This window comes from Myxococcus sp. MxC21-1 (genome assembly GCF_032612255.1).
Taxonomy (GTDB): Bacteria; Myxococcota; Myxococcia; order Myxococcales; family Myxococcaceae; genus Myxococcus; species Myxococcus virescens.
Map to the genome: position 1 here is coordinate 4,404,948 of NZ_CP123278.1, position 18,391 is coordinate 4,423,338.

An 18,391-nucleotide genomic window follows, 5' to 3' on the forward strand; every position below is an offset into this window, starting at 1 on the left:
GACGTGCCCTTCGAGCACCTCGTGGAAGCCCTCGTTCCCGGCAAGGACATTGGCCGGGGACGGCTGACGGACACCATCTTCGTCTTCCACACCACCGTGGGAGGCACGGCCGCCGCGCTGGAGCTGACCGGTGTCCGCGGAACCATGGTGGAAGTGCCGGACGCCCCGGTGCAGTGGGGCGCGACGCTGTCCGACCTGTCCCTCGTGCTCGGCGATGACGCCGGCCGCATCAGCGGCGCGCTGGAGTACGCCACCGAGCTGTTCGACGAAGCCACGGCCCGGCGCATCGTGGAGCACCTCCAGGTGCTGTTGGGCTCGGCGCTGGCCCGGCCCTCGGAGCGCATCTCCCGGTTGCCCCTGGCCACGGAGGAGGACCGGCGCGCCGGCCCGCCCCCTTCCCCGGCCCGTCTCCACGCCGATTCCCTCGCGGCTGTCCCAGCGCGCGGCCCGTCAGCCGGGAGCCACTGCCATCATTCAGGCTCGACGTCGTGGACCTGGAGCGACCTCGCTCAGCGTGCGCGCAACGTCGCCGCTCGGCTGCGATCGCTCGGCGTGCAACCCGGTGAGCCGGTCGCGGTCTGCCTGAAGCCGTCCCCCGCGAAGCTCGCCGTCCTCTGGGGTGTCCTGGAGGCCGGTGGCGCCGTCGTGGCCGTGGGCCCCACGGACCTGGGGCGCCTGTCGGACTTCGCGGCACCCGGAGCCCGGGTGCCGGTGCTCGTCACGTGGCGAGGCATCATGACCGCCGCGCGGCTGGATGCGGCGCGGGTGCTCCATGTGGAGGACGCGCTGGAGTCTTCCGGTGCGCTGGCGGAGCACCCGGCTCCGGCCCCGGAGGCGCTGGCGTGGCTGCTGCCCGTGGGCGCCAACCAGTCGCCGTGGGCCCTGGTGCATCAGGGGCTCACCGAGCTCTTCGACGCGCTCGACAAGCGGCTGCGGCCCGCGGAAGGCACCACGTGGGTGGCCGCCGCGGAGTCCTCGGCGGAGCGCCCGGAGCTGGAGGCCCTGTGGGCCCTGTCACGCGGGCTGACCGTGACGTTCCCCTCCGAGCAGGTGACGGCCCAGTGGGAAGTCCTCCAGGGCGGCGGTCCTCGCCAGGGCGCGATGGACCTGAGCCTCATCTACTTCGCCAACGATGAAGACTCGCTCGTGGGTCCGAAGTACGAGCTGTTGGTCGAGGGCGCGAAGTACGCGGACGCCAACGGCTTTTCCGCGGTGTGGACGCCGGAGCGGCACTTCCACTCGTTCGGCGGCCTCTATCCCCAGCCCGCGGTGGTGGCGGGCGCGCTGGCCACCATCACCCGCAACCTGAGCCTGCGCTCGGGCAGCGTCGTCCTTCCGCTGCATGACCCGCTGCTGGTCGCCGAGCAGTGGTCCGTGGTGGACAACCTCTCCGGAGGCCGCGCGGGTCTGTCGATTGCGACGGGCTGGCACGTGGCGGACTTCACCTTCGCCCCGCAGAACTTCGAGGATCGCCGCAACGTGCTGCTGCGGAACCTGGAGACGGTGCGCGCCCTCTGGCGAGGCGAGAAGCTCCGCCGTCCGGGTGGCGGCGGCGTCACGGTGGAAGTCGGCCTGCGGCCCAAGCCCGTCCAGAAGGACCTGCCCGTGTGGCTCACGGCCGCTGGCAGTCCGGAGACGTTCCGCCTGGCCGGCGAAGTGGGCGCAGGCGTGCTCACCGGTCTGCTCACGCAGTCACTGGAGGAGCTGAAGCAGAAGGTGGGGCTCTACCGCGAAGCCTGGCGCCGCAACGGGCATCCGGGCCGTGGCCACGTCGCGTTGATGCTGCACGCGTTCATCGGCGATGACGAACAGGAGGTGCTGCGCACGGTCCGCAAGCCGCTGCTGAGCTACTTCCGGAGCTCGGCGGAGATCACCGCCACGCTGCTGGCCGCGCAGGGGTACCAGGGCGAAATCGACAAGGTGTCCGAAGAGGACGTGAATGCCCTGCTCGAACACACCTTCGAGCACCACGCGAAGGGCACCGGCCTCATCGGCACGGTGGAGAGCGGCGTGCAGCGCCTGCTCCACGTCCGGGAAGCCGACGTGGACGAGGTGGCCTGCCTCATCGACTTCGGCCTGGACACGCCGGTGGTGCTGGAGGGCCTGCGCCGGTTGACCGTGATTCGCGAGCGCCTGGAGCAGGACGCCTCGCAGCGGAAGGTCCAGCGGCAGGCGGAGGGCACGTTGGCGGTGGATGAGCTGCTGGCGCTGGCCCGGCAGTCGGGCGCCGTCCTCCTGCATGCCTCGGCGCGGCTGGCGCGCACGCTGGTGGAACTGCCGCAGGCCCGCGAAGCACTGGAGCCCGTGGGTGCGCTCGTCCTGGACGGTGCCTCCACGGAGCTGGCCCTGTCGCTGCACCGGAACCTGGGAACGGAGGTCCTGCTCGCGGGTGCCGCTGGCGAGGGAGGCCTGCTGCCACGGCCTCCGACGGAACGTGTCCCCGAAGGGCTCCAGTCCTGGGTGCTGGACCCGGCCGGATTGCCGGTGCCCCCGGTGTCGTCGGTGAGCTGGCGCTGGAGGGCGCGGGTCTTCCCTGGGACCTGTGGCGCGCCAATGAGCAGGAGCGCCGCCGTTTCGTGCAGCACCCGTCGAGCAGTGAGGCCCGTCTCTTCCGGACCGGGCGGCACGCGCGGCTCCGCGTGGACGGCCACGTGGAGCACGTCACCCTCCCCGCCGCGCCCAAGGCGCAGGCCCCCGCGCCGAAGCCCCAGCCGAAGGCGCCCGCGCCCGCTCCGATGCAGCAGCCCGAGCCCTCAACGATTCCCCGCGTGCCCCGGACGCGGCCACTGCCCCTGTCCTTCGCGCAGCAGCGGCTCTGGTATCTCCAGCAGCTCGACCCGGGCAGCACGGCGTACAACAACGGCTCCAACTTCCGTCTCACCGGCCCGCTGAACGTCGAGGCGCTCCAGGCCGCGCTCAATGAAGTGGTGAAGCGGCACGAGGTCCTCCGCACCACGTACCAACTGACCGAAGACGGCGCGGTGCAGATCATCCACGCGGAGGGCTCGCTGCCGGCGCTGGTGGAGGACGTCCCCGGCGACTCGGCGGAAGCGCGCGAAGCGGAGATGCTGCGGCGGTGCGCGGCGCTCGCGGCGCTTCCCTTCGATCTCGAGAAGGGCCCGGTGGCGCGCGCGTTGCTGCTCCGGATGGGACCGGAAGACCACGTCCTGAGCCTGATGCAGCACCACGTCATCTCCGACGCGTGGTGCACCCTGGTGCTGGGGCGCGAGCTGTCGGTGCTCTACTCCTGCTTCAGCGCGGGAATCCCCTCTCCGCTTCCGCCGCTGGAGGTGCAGTACGCGGACTACGCGGTGTGGCAGCGCAAGTGGCTGGAAGGCGCGGTGATGGAGGGGCAGGTCCGGTGGTGGAAGGAGCAGCTGACGGGTGTCCCGGCGCTCGAGCTGCCCACGGACCGGCCTCGGCCCGCGGTGCAGTCCTACGCGGGTGGCAGCTACCGTTTCGAGCTGCCCCCCGAGGTCACCCAACCGCTGCTCGCCTTGGGGCGGCGCGAGGGCGCTACTTCGTTCATGGCGCTCATGGCGCTGTTCCAGGCACTGCTGGGACGCACTTCGGGGCAGGAGGACTTCGCGGTGGGCATTCCCACGGCCGGCCGCTCCCGTCCGGAGGTGGAGGGGCTGCTGGGCTGCTTCGTGAACACGCTCGCGCTGCGCGCGCGGCTGGAGGGCGCCCCGTCGTTCCGAGAACTGCTTGGCCGCGTGAAGCGGCATTCGCTGGACGCGTTCGCGAACCAGGACGCGCCCTTCGAGCGCGTCATCGAAGCGCTCCAGTTGCCGCGTGACCAGAGCCGCACGCCCGTGTTCCAGGCCGTCCTCAACGTGATCAACACGCCCACCGTGGACGTGTCGTATCAGGCGCTGAAGCTGAGCGAACTCGGCCTCTATCCAGACACCTCCAAGTTCGACCTGAGCCTGGAAGTCGTCGAGCGGCAGAACACCCTGTACTGCCGCTTCGAGTACGCAACGGGCCTCTTCGATGGTGTCACCCTGGAGCGGCTCGCGGGCCATCTGACCGAGCTCGCCCAGGTGGTCGTCGCCACGCCAGACCTGCCGCTGCAACGTGTCGCCATCCTCTCCGAGGACGAGCGCCGCCAGGTACTGAAGGGCTTCCAGGGACGTGAGATGGCGCCCGCTTCCGAGGCGACCATTCACGCGCTGATGGAGGCGCAGGTGGCGCGCACGCCGGACGCGGTGGCAGTGGCGTTCGAGTCGGAGCGGCTGACGTACCGGGAGCTGGACGCGAGGGCCAACCAGTTGGCGCACCACCTGCGTGGCCTGGGAGTGGCCCCGGAGTCGCTGGTGGGCGTGTGCCTGGAGCGCTCGGTGGACATGGTGGTGGCGCTGCTGGGCGTGCTGAAGGCAGGCGCAGCCTACGTGCCGGTGGACCCGGCATACCCGAAGGAGCGGCTGGGGTGGATGCTGGAGGACACCGGGGCGTCGGTGCTGCTGACGCACGAGAAGTGGAAGACGGTGCTACCGCCCAGCGCCGCGCGAGTCGTGTGCCTGGACAGTGCGGCGGGGGAAGTGGCGAAGCAGCCGGTGACGAAGCCGTCGGTGCAGGTGGGCCCGGAGTCACTGGCGTACGTCATCTTCACCTCAGGAAGCACGGGGCGTCCGAAGGGGGCGATGAATGCGCACGGTGGCGTCGTCAACCGGCTGAAGTGGATGCAGGAGGAGTACGGGCTTGGCGGCACGGACGTGGTGCTGCAGAAGACGCCCTTCAGCTTCGACGTGTCGGTGTGGGAGTTCTTCTGGCCGCTGCTGGCGGGGGCGAAGCTGGTGGTGGCGCGGCCTGGAGGGCACCAGGAGCCGGCGTACCTGGTGAAGCTGATGAAGGCGGAGGGCGTGACGACGGTGCACTTCGTGCCGTCGATGCTGCGCGCCTTCGTGGAGGAGCCCGGGCTGGAGGGACTGGGGAGCCTGCGGCGGGTGGTGTGCAGCGGCGAGGCGTTGAGCGCGGAGCTGGTGAAGAAGGCGTACGCGCGGCTACCCGCACCGGTGGGGGTGCACAACCTCTACGGCCCGACGGAAGCAGCGGTGGACGTCACGTACTGGCCCTGCCCTCGTGGCGAGGACTTCCACCGAGTGCCCATTGGCCGCCCCGTAGCCAATACGGTGCTGTACGTGCTGGACACGCACGGACAGCCGGCACCAGTGGGCATTCCGGGCGAGCTGCACATTGGCGGCGTGCAGGTGGGACGCGGGTACTGGCAGCGGCCGCAGTTGACGGCGGAGCGATTCATCCCCGACGCCTTCAGCGGCATACCGGGCGCGCGCCTGTACCGCACCGGAGACGTGGCGCGATGGTTGCCGGACGGCACGCTGGAGTACCTGGGCCGGGCCGACTTCCAGGTGAAGCTGCGCGGCTTCCGCATCGAGCTGGGTGAAGTCGAGACCGCGCTGCGCACGCACCCCGGCGTGCGTGACGCCGTCGCCGTGGTGCGTGAGGAGACGCGAGGGGATGCCCGCCTCGTGGCCTACATCACGGGTGACTCGGCGCCGCTGGAGGCCGAGACGCTGCGAGCACATCTGTTGAAGCAGCTCCCCCAGCACATGGTGCCGTCGACCTTCGTTCACCTGGGCGTCCTGCCGCTGACGCCCAGCGGAAAGGTGGACCGCAAGGCCCTGCCCGCCCCCGAGGCGCCCACCGTCCAGCGGGGCCTCTACGTCGCACCGCGCACGCCGACGGAGGAGTCCCTGGCCGAACTCTTCGCCCAGGTGCTCAGCGTCCGCCGCGTCGGCATCCACGATGGTTTCTTCGAGCTGGGAGGCCACTCGCTGTTGGCCACCCAGGTGGTGGTGCGTGTGCGGACGCGCTTCGGCATCGAACTCCCGCTGCGCGCCTTCTTCGAGTCCCCCACAGTCGCCGGACTCGCGGCGTACCTGGACGGCCAGAAGAACGCGCCCACGCAGTCCGACGCCGCGGTGCCGGCACTGACCCACGCGGACCGGCGCGCCTCGCTGCCCCTGTCCTTCTCCCAGCAGCGTCTCTGGGTCATCAGCCAGTGGAGCGAAACGGGCAGCAGTGCCTACAACCACCCGCTGGCGCTCCAGCTCACGGGCGCGCTGAACCTGCCCGCGCTCCAGCGCAGCTTCGACACGCTGGTCGCCCGCCACGAGGTGCTGCGGACGACGTTCCGCATGGAAGGCGACTCACCCGTCCAGGTCATCCACCCGCCCTCTCAGGTGCCCATCGAGGTCCTGGACTTGTCGGGTGAGGCCGTCGCCCATCTTCGTGAGGCGGAGACGCTGCGACGAGTCCAGGAAGAGGTCCAACGCCCCTTCGACCTGGCGAATGGCCCGGTGGTCCGCGGCATCCTGTTGAAGCAGTCCGCGACGGAGCACGTGCTGGTGCTCAACATGCACCACATCGTCACCGACGGCTGGTCCAACGGCGTGATGGTCCGGGAGATGGCGGCGATCTACGGCGCCTTCCGGCAGGGGCAGCCGTCTCCCCTGCCCCCGCTCCCGTTCCAGTACGCGGACTTCGCGGCGTGGCAACGGAAGTGGCTCCAGGGCCAGGTCCTGGAAGCGCAGCTCGACTACTGGCGCGGGATGCTCGCGGACGCGCCGCCGTACCTGGAGCTCCCCACCGACAAGCCGAGGCCGGAGCAGCCGTCCTTCCAGGGCGACAACACCCCCATCCAATTGCCGGCGGCCCTGAGCGACGCCGTGGACGCGCTCGCGCTGAAGGAGCGGGCAACGCCCTTCATGGTGTTGCTCGCGGCCTTCCAGGTGCTGCTGAACCGGTACTCCGGGCAGGATGACGTGCTGGTGGGTTCGCCCATCGCCGGCCGTCGTCATGCACAGACGGAGGGGCTCATCGGCTTCTTCGTCAACACGTTGGTCCTGCGCGCTCGCTTCGGACAGGACCCGACCTTCCGGGAGCTGCTGGCCCAGGTGCGTGACACCACGCTGGGGGCGTACGAGCACCAGGACCTCCCCGTCGAGCGGCTGGTGGAGGACCTCCACCCCGCCCGTGAGGAGGGCCGCACGCCGCTATTCCAGGTGATGTTCGCCCTCCAGAACACGCCGGTTCCCGAGCTGACGCTCCCGGAGCTGTCCCTCCGGGGCTTCGAGTCGAAGCACACGGTCAGCCGCTTCGAGCTGGAGCTGGTCCTGTCCCGGGCGACGGAGGGCTACCAGGGTGGGCTCGTCTACAGCACCGACCTGTTCGAGTCCGCCACGGCGGAGCGACTGGTGGCGCACCTCCAGGTCCTGCTGGAAGAAGCCGTGACGTCGCCGGACACTCCTGTGTCCGCGCTGCCGCTCGAAAGGGAGGAGGCGCCGCAGCCGGACGACGCAGCGGACATGGCCCGCGAGGCCACCTTCCACCTGCGCGTCGAGGAGCAGGCGGCTCGGACGCCCGATGCCCCCGCCGTGTCGCTGGAGTCCCAGGTCCTCACGTACGCCCAGCTCAACGCGAAGGCGAACCAGCTCGCCGCGCAGCTGCGCACGCTGGGCGTGGGCCCGGAGGTCCGCGTGGGCCTGTGCCTGGAGCGCACGCCCGATGCCATGGTCGCGGTGCTGGCGGTGCTCAAGGCCGGTGGGGCCTTCGTCCCCATCGACCCGGCTGCACCGGCGCAGCGCAAGTCCTTCGTCCTGAAGGACAGCAACGCGTCCGTGCTGCTCACCCTCCAGCACCTGGCCGATGCCTGGAAGCCCCAGGTCCGGAACCTGTTGTGCCTGGATACCGAGGCCTCGAAGCTGGCGTCGCTCCCGACGCGGAACGCCGTGGTGAACGTCCTCGGGGAGAACCTCGCGTACGTCATCTACACGTCTGGCTCCACGGGCACGCCCAAGGGCGTCATGGTGCAGCACCGCTCGTTGCTCGCCATGCACGCGGGAACGACGGAGGCGTTCCAGGCAACGGGAGCCACCCGCCAGCGCGTCAGCCTCAACGCCCCGTTCCACTTCGATGGGGCGTTGGAGCCGCTGGTCCATCTGGCGGACGGACACTGCCTCTGCCTGGTGCCCGAGGAGACGCGGAAGGATCCGGAGGCGATGCTGGCGTGGGTGGGGCAGCAGCGCGTGGACGTGCTGGACTGCACGCCCGCGCAGCTGACGCTCTTGCTCCAGGCTGGACTGCTGGAGCAGGCGCATGTGCCCTCGCGAATCGTGTGCGCGGGAGAAGCGATGGCCCCGTCGCTCTGGAAGCAGTTGGCCAGCACGGAGCGCACCACGGCGTTCAACGCCTATGGCCCCACGGAGAGCACCGTCTGCGCCACCACGGCGAGCGTCCGGAACAGCACCGCGCCCGTGCCCGTCATCGGGCGGGCCATCCAGGGCACGCGGGCCTATGTGCTGGATGCGCGGCAGCGGGTGGCCCCGGCGGGCATCGCGGGTGAGCTCTACCTGTCGGGAGACGGCCTGGCCCGTGGGTACCAGGGACAGCCGCAGCTGACCGCGGAGCGCTTCATCCCCGACGCGTTCAGTGGAACCCCGGGGGCCCGCCTGTATCGCACGGGGGACAAGGCGCGCTGGCGGCATGACGGCACGCTGGAGTACCTGGGGCGGCTCGACTTCCAGGTGAAGCTGCGCGGCTTCCGTATCGAGTTGGGTGAAATCGAAGCCGTGCTGCGGACCCACGACCAGGTGCAGGAAGCCGTGGTGCTGGTCCGTGAGGACGTGCCCGGCGACAAGCGGCTCGTGGCCTACGTCGTCGTCGTGGTGACTCCCGAGGCCCCGGTGACCGCGGAGATGTTGCGTCAGCACGCCCAGGAGCGGCTGCCGGAGTACATGGTGCCGTCCGCCTTCGTGCTGATGGGCACCCTGCCCCTCACCCCCACCGGCAAGGTGGACCGGAAGGCCCTGCCCGTCCCGGACGTCTCGAACCTGGCCGTCAAGCGCGAGGTCGAGCCGCCCGCGACGCCCCTCGAGGCTCAACTGGCGGAGGTCTGGAAGGAGCTGCTGCGTGTCCCCACCGTGGGCCGGCGCGACAGCTTCTTCGAACTGGGCGGCCACTCCCTGCTGGCCACCCAGTTGGTGGCGCGCATCCGCGCCACCTTCGACGTGGACCTGAACCTGCGTACGTTCTTCGCGGCGCCCACCGTGGCCGCGCTCGCCGAGCGCCTGTCCTCCGCCTCATCCGGTCCCCGGCTTCCAGCCCTGACGCGAGCCCGGGGGGACGGAGCACTGCCGCTCTCCTTCGCCCAACAGCGGCTCTGGTTCCTGGATCAGCTCCAGCCGGGCAACGCCTCCTACAACATGCCGACGGCGCTGCGCCTGTCGGGTGCGTTGGACGTGGCCGCCTTGCAGCGCGCCGTGGACGAAATCGTCCGTCGGCATGAATCGCTCCGCACCACCTTCCAGACCGAGGACGGCGCGCCTCGCCAGGTTATCCACGCGCCGCTCCCCGTGGCGGTGGACCGGGTGGACCTCTCGGGTATCCAAGACGAGGCGCACCGGGAAGCAGAGGCGCTGAAGCGCGTCACCGCCGATGCCCGGCGTCCCTTCTACCTGACCCAGGGTCCCCTGCTGCGCGTCACCCTGTTGAAGCTGGCGCCGTCCGAGCACGTGTTGCTGCTGTGCATGCACCACATCATCTCGGATGGCTGGTCCATGGGCGTGCTGGTCCGCGAGGTGACCTCGCTCTACGGCGCCTTTCATGCCGGTCAGCCCGCGTCCCTGCCCGAGCTTCCGGTGCAGTACGCCGATTACGCGGTGTGGCAGCGGGGGTGGCTCCAGGGCGACGCGCTGAACCAGCAGTTCGGCTTCTGGAAGGAGCAGCTCGCGGGCGCTCCGCACGCACTGGCGCTTCCGACCGACAAGCCGCGCCCAGCGTTCCTCAGCACCCGGGGCGCGTCGGTGCCCGTGCAGCTCTCCCTGGCGCACAGCCAGGGCGTGGAGGCGCTGGCCCAGCGCGAGGGGGTCACGCCCTTCATGGTGCTGCTCGCGGCGTACCACCTGCTGCTGAACCGGTACTCGGGGCAGGATGACGTGTTGGTGGGCTCGCCCATCGCGGGTCGACACCATGCGCAGACGGAGAGCCTCATCGGCTTCTTCGTGAACACGCTGGTGCTGCGCGCGCGCTTCGGCCGCGAGCTGACCTTCCGCCAGCTCCTGGCGCAGGTGCGCGACACCACGCTGGGGGCCTACGAGTTTCAGGACCTCCCCGTTGAGCGACTGGTGGAGGAACTCCAGGTGGAGCGGGACCCGAGCCGCACCCCGCTCTTCCAGACGCTGTTCACCCTGCAGAACGCGCCCATCCCCGAGCTCGTGTTGCCGGGCCTGACGGTGCGGTCGGCAGACGGTGAGGACACGGGCGTGGCGCTGTTCGAGCTGAGCCTGGACCTGTTCCGTGGCGCGGACGGCTTCAGCGGGACGCTCAACTACAGCACCGACTTGTATGAAGAGGCCACGGCCCAGCGGCTGGCCTCGCACTACCAACGGCTCCTGGAAGGCGTCCTGGCCCGGCCGGACGAGCGTGTCGCCGCGCTGCCGATGATGCTTCCCGAGGAGCGTCAGGCCTTGCTCGACGCCGCGAGCGGCGCTCGGGAGCCACTTCCGAACGACACGCGCATCCACGCGCTCTTCGAGGCGCAGGTGGCTCGCACGCCCGACGCGCTGGCCGTGGTGGCGGGCGCGGAGTCCGTGACGTACCGGGAGCTGGATGTGCGGGCGAATGCGCTCGCCCTCCGCCTGCGCGCGGCGGGCGTGGGGCTGGAGCAGCGCGTCGCGGTGTGCGTGGAGCGCTCGGTGGAGCTGCTGGTCGCGCTGCTGGGGGTGCTCAAGGCTGGCGGGGCGTACGTGCCACTGGACTCGGAGTATCCGGCGGAGCGCCTGCGCTTCATGTTGGAGGACAGCGGCGCCCGGGTCATCGTGGCCCGGGCGGCGTTCCGCGAGCGTCTGGGGGCCGCGGAGGGCCGCGTCTGGCTGGACGCGGAGGTGCCTCCCTCTTCCGGCGTGCCCCAGGCCCCCGCTGTCCTGGTGCCCCCCGAGGCTTCTGCGTACGTGCTCTACACGTCCGGCTCCACGGGGCGGCCCAAGGGCGTGGTCGTCCAGCACCAGTCGCTGGTCAACTTCACCCGCGCGGCGTGGACGTCCTTTCCGGTGGCGCCAGGAGACCGGGTGCTCCAGTTCGCCTCCATCAGCTGGGACACCAGCGCGGAGGAGATCTACCCGTGCCTCACGAGCGGCGGGACGTTGGTCCTCCGGACCCCGGACATGCTCGACGAGCCCGGCGCGTTCCTGGCGAAGTGTGAAGCGGCGGGCGTGACGCAGCTCAACCTGCCCACGGCCTTCTGGCATGACGTGACGGCGAGCCTCGATGCGGGCACCGCCCGTCTCCCCCCAGGACTGAAGTGGGTGGTGATTGGCGGCGAACGCGTGGCGCCGGAGCGGGTGGCCCAGTGGCAGCGGAGCGTCGGGGTCGAGCTGCCCCTGCTGAACACGTACGGGCTCACCGAGGTGACGGCGGTGGCCACGTCCGTGAACCTGTCAGCGGCCGGAGTCCTGGCGTCCCCGGGCACCGAGCGCGAGGTGCCCATTGGCCGGGCGCTGACGAACGTGCGGATGTACGTGCTGGACCGCGAGCTGGAGCCCGTCCCCCGGGCGTGCCCGGAGAGCTGTTCATCGGCGGACGGGGTGTGGCCCGAGGCTACCTGGGCCGGCCGGAGCTGACGGCGGAGCGCTTCGTGCCTTCGCCCTTCGTTGACAGTGAGCGGCTGTACCGGACCGGAGACCTGGCGCGGTGGCGCCGGGACGGGAACCTGGAGTACCTGGGCCGCGGCGACACCCAGGTGAAGGTCCGCGGCGTCCGCATCGAGCCTGGAGAGATTGAGGCCGCCCTCCGCGCGCATCCCACGGTCCACGACGCCGTGGTGCATGTCCGCGAAGACGTCGCTGGCGACAAGCGACTGGTGGCGTACGTCGTGCCGTCGTCCGCGCCAGTCGCGGGTCAACTGGAGGCGTCCGCCCTTCGGGAACACCTGCGCCGGAACCTCCCCGAGTACATGGTGCCCGCCGCCTTCGTGTCACTGGCCGCCCTGCCCCTGACGCCCAGCGGAAAGGTGGACCGGAAGGCCCTCCCCGCGCCGGAGGCCTCGCAGCTGGCCCTCAAGCGCGACAGCATGCCCCCCGCGACGCTCATGGAGGCCCGGCTGGCGGAGGTCTGGCAGGAGCTGCTGCGAGTCCCGACGGTGGGACGCCACGACAACTTCTTCGAGCTGGGGGCCACTCCCTGCTGGCCACGCGCGTGGTCGCCCGCGTCCGCGCCGACTTCAACGTGGAGCTGAGCCTGCGCGCGTTCTTCGAGGCCCCTACCGTGGCGGCCCTCGCGGAACGTCTGGGCTCCGCCACGCCTGGTCCCCGGCTGCCACCGCTCACCCGGGCCCGGCGTGACGGGCCGGCGCCGTTGTCCTTCGCCCAGCAGCGCCTGTGGTTCCTGGATCAGCTCCAGCCGGGCAATGCCTCCTACAACATGCCGTCCGCGCTGCGCCTGTCGGGGACGCTGGACGTCGACGCCTTGCAGCGCGCCGCGGATGCCCTGGTGGAGCGGCACGAATCGCTCCGCACCACGTTCCAGGCCCAGGGCGGCGAGCCCCGCCAGGTCATCCATCCACCGCGAGCGCTGCCGCTGAAGGTGGTGGACCTCTCGGGACTCCAGGGGCGGGCGTATCGGGAATCCGAGGCGTTGAAGCTCGCCACCCTCGACGCACAGCAACCGTTCGACCTGTCCACGGGCCCCCTGCTGCGCGTCACCCTGCTGACGCTGACCCCCACCGAACACGTGCTGGTGCTGTGCATGCACCACATCATCTCGGACGGCTGGTCCATGGGCGTGCTCGTCCGGGAAGTGGCCGCGTTCTATGACGCCTTCCTTCGCGGACAGCCCGCGTCCCTGCCCGAGCTCCCCGTGCAGTTCGCCGACTACGCGGTGTGGCAGCGCGGGTGGATGCAGGGCGAGACGCTGAAGCAGCACCTGGGCTGGTGGAAGGAGCAGCTCGCGGGCGCGCCGCACGCGCTCGACGTGCCCACGGACAAGCCGCGACCCGCGGTGGTGACGCACCAGGGCGCTGGCGTGCAGGTCCAGCTTCCGTTCGCGCTCAGTCAGGCGTTGGACGCGTTGGCCCAGAAGGAAGGCGTCACGCCGTTCATGCTGTTGCTCGCGGCCTTCCAGGCGCTGTTGTGCCGGCACTCGGGGCAGGACGACGTGCTGGTGGGCTCCCCCATCGCCGGGCGTCGTCAGGCCGAGTCCGAGCCGCTCATCGGCTTCTTCGTCAACACGCTGGTCCTGCGCGCCCGAATCTCCCCGGAGACGACCTTCCGCCAGTTGTTGGCGCAAGTGCGCGACACCACCCTGGGCGCGTATGAGCACCAGGACGTACCCTTCGAGCGGCTGGTGGAGGAGCTCCAGCCCTCGCGAGACCTGAGCCGCACGCCGCTGTTCCAGGCCATCTTCGCCCTGCAGAACGCACCGGGCTCCGAGCTGGCCCTCCAGGAGCTCTCCCTGCGAGAGCTGGAGCCGACGCATGGTGTCAGCCGGTTCGAGCTGGAGCTGGCGCTGGCCCGCCTCCCGGAGGGCTACCAGGGCGCGCTCATCTACAGCACCGAGCTGTTCGAGCCCGCCACGGCGGAGCAACTGGTGGAGCATCTCCGGCTGCTGCTGGAAGGCGCCGTGGCGTCACCGGATGCCCCCGTGTCCACCCTTCCCCTCCACACGGAGGCGGAGCAGCACCAGTTGATGGTGGACTGGAACAGCACCACCTCCAGCCTCCAGCGCGGCGGCATCTTCCACACGCGCTTCGAGCAGCAGGTGGGACGCACGCCCAACGCGCCCGCCGTGGCGCTGGATGAGCAGGTGCTGTCCTTCAGCCAGCTCAACGCGAAGGCGAACCAGCTCGCCGCGCACCTGCGCACGCTGGGCGTGGGCCCGGAAGTCCGCGTGGCCCTGTGCCTGGAGCGCACGCTGGAAGCCATCATCAGCCTGCTGGCGGTACTGAAGGCCGGAGGCGCCTTCGTCCCCATCGACCCGATGGCGCCCTCGCAGCGCCGCTCCTTCATGCTGGAGGACAGCGGGGCCACGGTGCTGCTCACCGTCCAGCACCTGGCCGAGGCCTGGCGGCCCCAGGTCCGGCATCTGCTGTGCCTGGACACCGAGGCCGCGACGCTGGCGTCACTGCCCACGTACAACGTCCCCGCGAACGTGCGCGGAGAGAACCTCGCGTACATCATCTACACGTCCGGCTCCACGGGAACGCCCAAGGGCGTCATGGTGCAGCACCGCTCGCTGCCGTGGTTGCTCCAGGGAATGACGGAGTCGCTGGAGATGGCCGAGCCCGCCGGGCAGCGCCTCAGCCTCAACGCGCCGCTCTACTTCGACGGCACCGTGGAGCGGCTCATGCATCTGGCGGAGGGACACTGCCTGTGTCTGGTGCCAGAGGCCACGCGGAAGGACCCGGACGCGATGGTGGCGTGGCTGGAGCAGCAGCGCGTCGACATGCTGGATTGCACACCCGCGCAACTGGCACTCCTGCTCCAGGCCGGGCTCCTCGAGCGAAGCCACGTCCCCGCCAGGATTTTCTGCGGCGGCGAGGCCATGTCGCCCATGCTCTGGAATCGACTGGCCAGCACGGAGCGCACGACGGCGTTCAACGCCTACGGACCGACTGAGAGCACGGTGTGCGCCACCTCCGCGCGCGTTCAGGGCAACCCGAGTCCCGTCCCCGTCATCGGCCGTCCCATCGTGGGAACGCGGGTGTACGTGTTGGACTCGCGCCAGCAACTGGCTCCGCTGGGAACCGCGGGCGAGCTGTGCATCGCGGGAGAAGGTGTGGCCCGGGGCTATTTTGGCAGACCGGGACTGACGGCGGAGCGCTTCATCCCGGATGCTTTCAGTGGACAGCCGGGGGCCCGCCTCTACCGCACGGGAGACAAGGCCCGGTGGCGGCATGACGGCACGCTGGAATACCTGGGGCGGCTCGACTTCCAGGTGAAGGTGCGGGGCTTCCGCATCGAGCTGGGCGAAATCGAGGCCGCCCTGCGCACCCACGGCCAGGTCCAGGACGCCGTGGTGCTGGCGCGTGAGGACGTGCCGGGCGACAAGCGGCTCGTGGCCTACGTCGTGGGCGACTCCGTCACGGCCGAGTCGCTGCGCCAGCATCTCCTGCAGCGGCTGCCTGAGTACATGGTGCCTTCGGTCTTCGTGCCACTGGCCGCCCTGCCGCTGACGTCCACCGGCAAGGTGGACCGCAACGCGCTGCCGGCACCGGACGCATCCCAGCTCACGCTCACGCGCGACGTCGAGCCGCCCGCGACGCCCATGGAGGCGCGGCTGGCGGAAATCTGGAAGGAGCTGCTGCGAATCCCCACAGTGGGCCGTCATGACAACTTCTTCGAGCTGGGCGGACACTCGCTGCTGGCCACCCAGGTCGTGGCCCGCATCCGCGACGCCTTCGATGTGGAACTGAACCTGCGCGCGTTCTTCGCGGCCCCCACCGTGGCGACGCTCGCCGAGCGGCTGGCCTCCACGACGCCCAGCCTCCGGCTCCCGCCCCTGACGCGCGCCGGGAGGGACGGAGCACTGCCGCTCTCCTTCGCGCAGCAGCGGCTGTGGTTCCTGGATCAGCTCAATCCGGGCGACGTGTCCTACAACATGCCGTCCGCGCTGCGGCTGTCAGGGACGCTCGACGTCGAAGCCCTGCGGCGAGCCGTGAGTGCCATGGTGGAGCGGCACGAAGCGCTCCGCACCACGTTCCAATCGGTGGCTGGCGAGCCCCGGCAGGTCATCCACCCTCCGCACGCCACGGTGGTGGAGGTGGTGGACCTCTCGGAGATCCAGGACCGGGCGCAGCGCGAAGCGGAGGCGATGACACGCGCCACCCGGGATGCCCGAGAGCCGTTCAATCTCTCCACGGGGCCCTTGCTGCGCGCCACGCTGCTGAAGCTGGAGCCGTCCGAGCACGTCCTGTTGCTGTGCCTGCACCACATCGTCTCGGACGGCTGGTCCATGGGCGTGCTGGTGCGTGAGGTGACCACGTTCTACGAGGCCTTCCACAACGGGCACCCCGCGGCCCTGCCCGCGCTTCCGGTGCAGTACGCCGACTACGCGGTCTGGCAGCGCGGGTGGCTCCAGGGCGAGACGCTGAAGGAACAGCTTGGCTGGTGGAAGTCGCAGCTGGCCGGTGCACCCCATGCGCTGGAGTTGCACACCGACAAGCCCCGGCCCGCGGTGCTGCGTCACCACGGTGCGGCGGTACCGGTGCAGCTGCCCCAGGAGCTCGCGCTGATGCTGGATGCGCTGGCGCAGCGTGAAGGCGTCACGCCGTTCATGCTGCTGCTCGCGGCCTTCCAGTCGGTCCTGGCCCGTCATGCCGGGCAGGACGATGTGTTGGTCGGCTCACCCATCGCCGGCCGGCGCCACGCGGAGACCGAGCCGCTCATCGGCTTCTTCGTGAACACGCTGGTGCTGCGCGCCCGCTTCACGCCCGCGATGACCTTCCGTCAGCTGCTGGCGCAAGTCCGTGACACCACGCTGGGCGCGTATGAGCATCAGGACGTGCCCTTCGAGCGGCTGGTGGAGGAACTCCAGCCCTCGCGCGACCTGAGCCGCACGCCGCTGTTCCAGGTGATGTTCGCGTTGCAGAACACCCAGGTCCCCGAGCTGGCCTTGCCCCAGCTGTCGGTCCGTCCCGCGGACGCCGACGACTCGGGAGTGACGCTGTTCGAGCTGAGCCTGGACCTGGCGCGTGCCCAGGACGGCTACGAGGGGGCGCTCGTCTACAGCACCGAGCTGTTCGAGCGCGCCACGGCGGAACGGCTGGCCACCCATCTCCGGCTGCTGCTGGAGCGTGCCGTGGCCGCGCCGGACCTCGCCCTCGCCACCCTCTCCCTCCACACGGAGACGGAGGAGCAGCAGTTGATGGTGGACTGGCACGACATCGCGCCAGCCCGCGAGCGGGGTGCGCTCTTCCACACGCGCTTCCAGCAGCAAGCCGCGCGCACGCCCGAGGCCCCCGCCGTGACACTGGGGGCGCAGGTGCTGTCGTTCGCCCAGCTCGACGCGAAGGCCAACCAGCTCGCCTCATCCCTGCGCTCACTGGGCGTGGGCCCCGAGGTCCGCGTGGGCTTGTGCCTGGAGCGCACGCCGGACGCCATCGTCGCGGTGTTGGCGGTGCTCAAGGCGGGGGGCGCCTTCGTGCCCATCGACTCGTCCGCGCCGGCGCAGCGCAAGTCCTTCGTCCTGAAGGACAGCGACGCGTCCGTCCTGCTCACCGTCCAAGCGCTGGCGGACGCCTGGAAGCCGCAGGTCCGGCATCTGTTGTGCCTGGACACCGGGGCGTCGAACCTGGCGTCACAGCCCACGGATGACGTCGCGGTGGAGGTCCGCGGAGAGAACCTCGCGTACGTCATCTACACGTCCGGCTCCACGGGCACGCCCAAGGGCGTCATGGTGCAGCACCACTCACTGGCTTCGCTGCACGTGGCCTCGAACCTCGCGTTCCACCTGGGGCAGGCGCCAGGGCAGCGGTTCAGCCTCAACGCGCCGCTCTACTTCGACGTCAGCATGGACCAGCTCGTTCATCTGGCGGACGGGCACTGCTTGTGCCTGCTGCCCGACGACACACGGAGGGATCCGGAGGCGATGCTGGCGTGGCTGGAGCAACAGCGCGTGGACGTGCTGGACTGCACGCCCGCGCAGCTGACGCTTCTGCTCCAGGCCGGGCTGCTGGAGCGCGCCCACGTCCCGGCGCGGATTCTGTGCGCGGGGGAAGCCATGGACCCGTCGCTCTGGAGCCGCCTCGCAAGCACGGAGCGCACGACGGCGTTCAACGCCTACGGCCCCACCGAGAGCACCGTGTACGCCACCTATGCGCGCGTGCAGCACAGCCCGAGTCCGGTCCCTGTCATCGGCAAGCCGCTCGCGGGGACTCGGGCGTACGTGCTGGATGCGCGGCAGCAACTGGCTCCCCTGGGCACCGCGGGCGAGCTCTATCTGGCGGGGGATGGCCTGGCCCGAGGCTACCTGGGCCAGCCGGGCCTCACCGCGGAGCGCTTCGTCCCCCACCCATTCGCGTCCACGCCGGGCGAGCGGCTCTATCGCACGGGCGACAAGGCTCGCTGGCGGCATGACGGCACGCTGGAGTACCTGGGGCGGCTCGACTTCCAGGTGAAGCTGCGCGGCTTCCGCATTGAGCTGGGCGAAATCGAAGCGGCCCTGCGTGCGCACGAAGCGGTCCAGGACGCCGTGGTGCTGGCGCGCGAGGACGTGCCGGGCGACAAGCGGCTCGTGGCCTACGTCGTGGGCGACTCCATCACCGTGGAGGCGCTGCGTCAGCACCTCCAGCAGCGGCTGCCCGAGTACATGGTGCCTCCGGCCTTCGTCTCACTGCCGGCCCTGCCCTTGAACCCCAGTGGCAAGGTGGACCGCAAGG

The 18,391-nt window shown here is 70.5% G+C and carries 3 pseudogenes (1 of these 3 running past the window's edge); all 3 read left to right on the plus strand.

The window, feature by feature from the left end:
- Window positions 1–13,653 (plus strand): annotated as a pseudogene (locus QEG98_RS41980) (non-ribosomal peptide synthase/polyketide synthase) (its annotated part extends 16,982 nt beyond the left edge of the window); the annotation flags it as partial.
- A gap of 168 nt (window positions 13,654–13,821) precedes the next feature.
- A pseudogene (locus QEG98_RS41985) lies at window positions 13,822–15,159 on the plus strand (amino acid adenylation domain-containing protein); the annotation flags it as partial.
- 189 nt (window positions 15,160–15,348) lie between these two features.
- Window positions 15,349–18,336, plus strand: a pseudogene (locus QEG98_RS41990) (amino acid adenylation domain-containing protein); the annotation flags it as partial.
- Window positions 18,337–18,391: the final 55 nt, after the last annotated feature.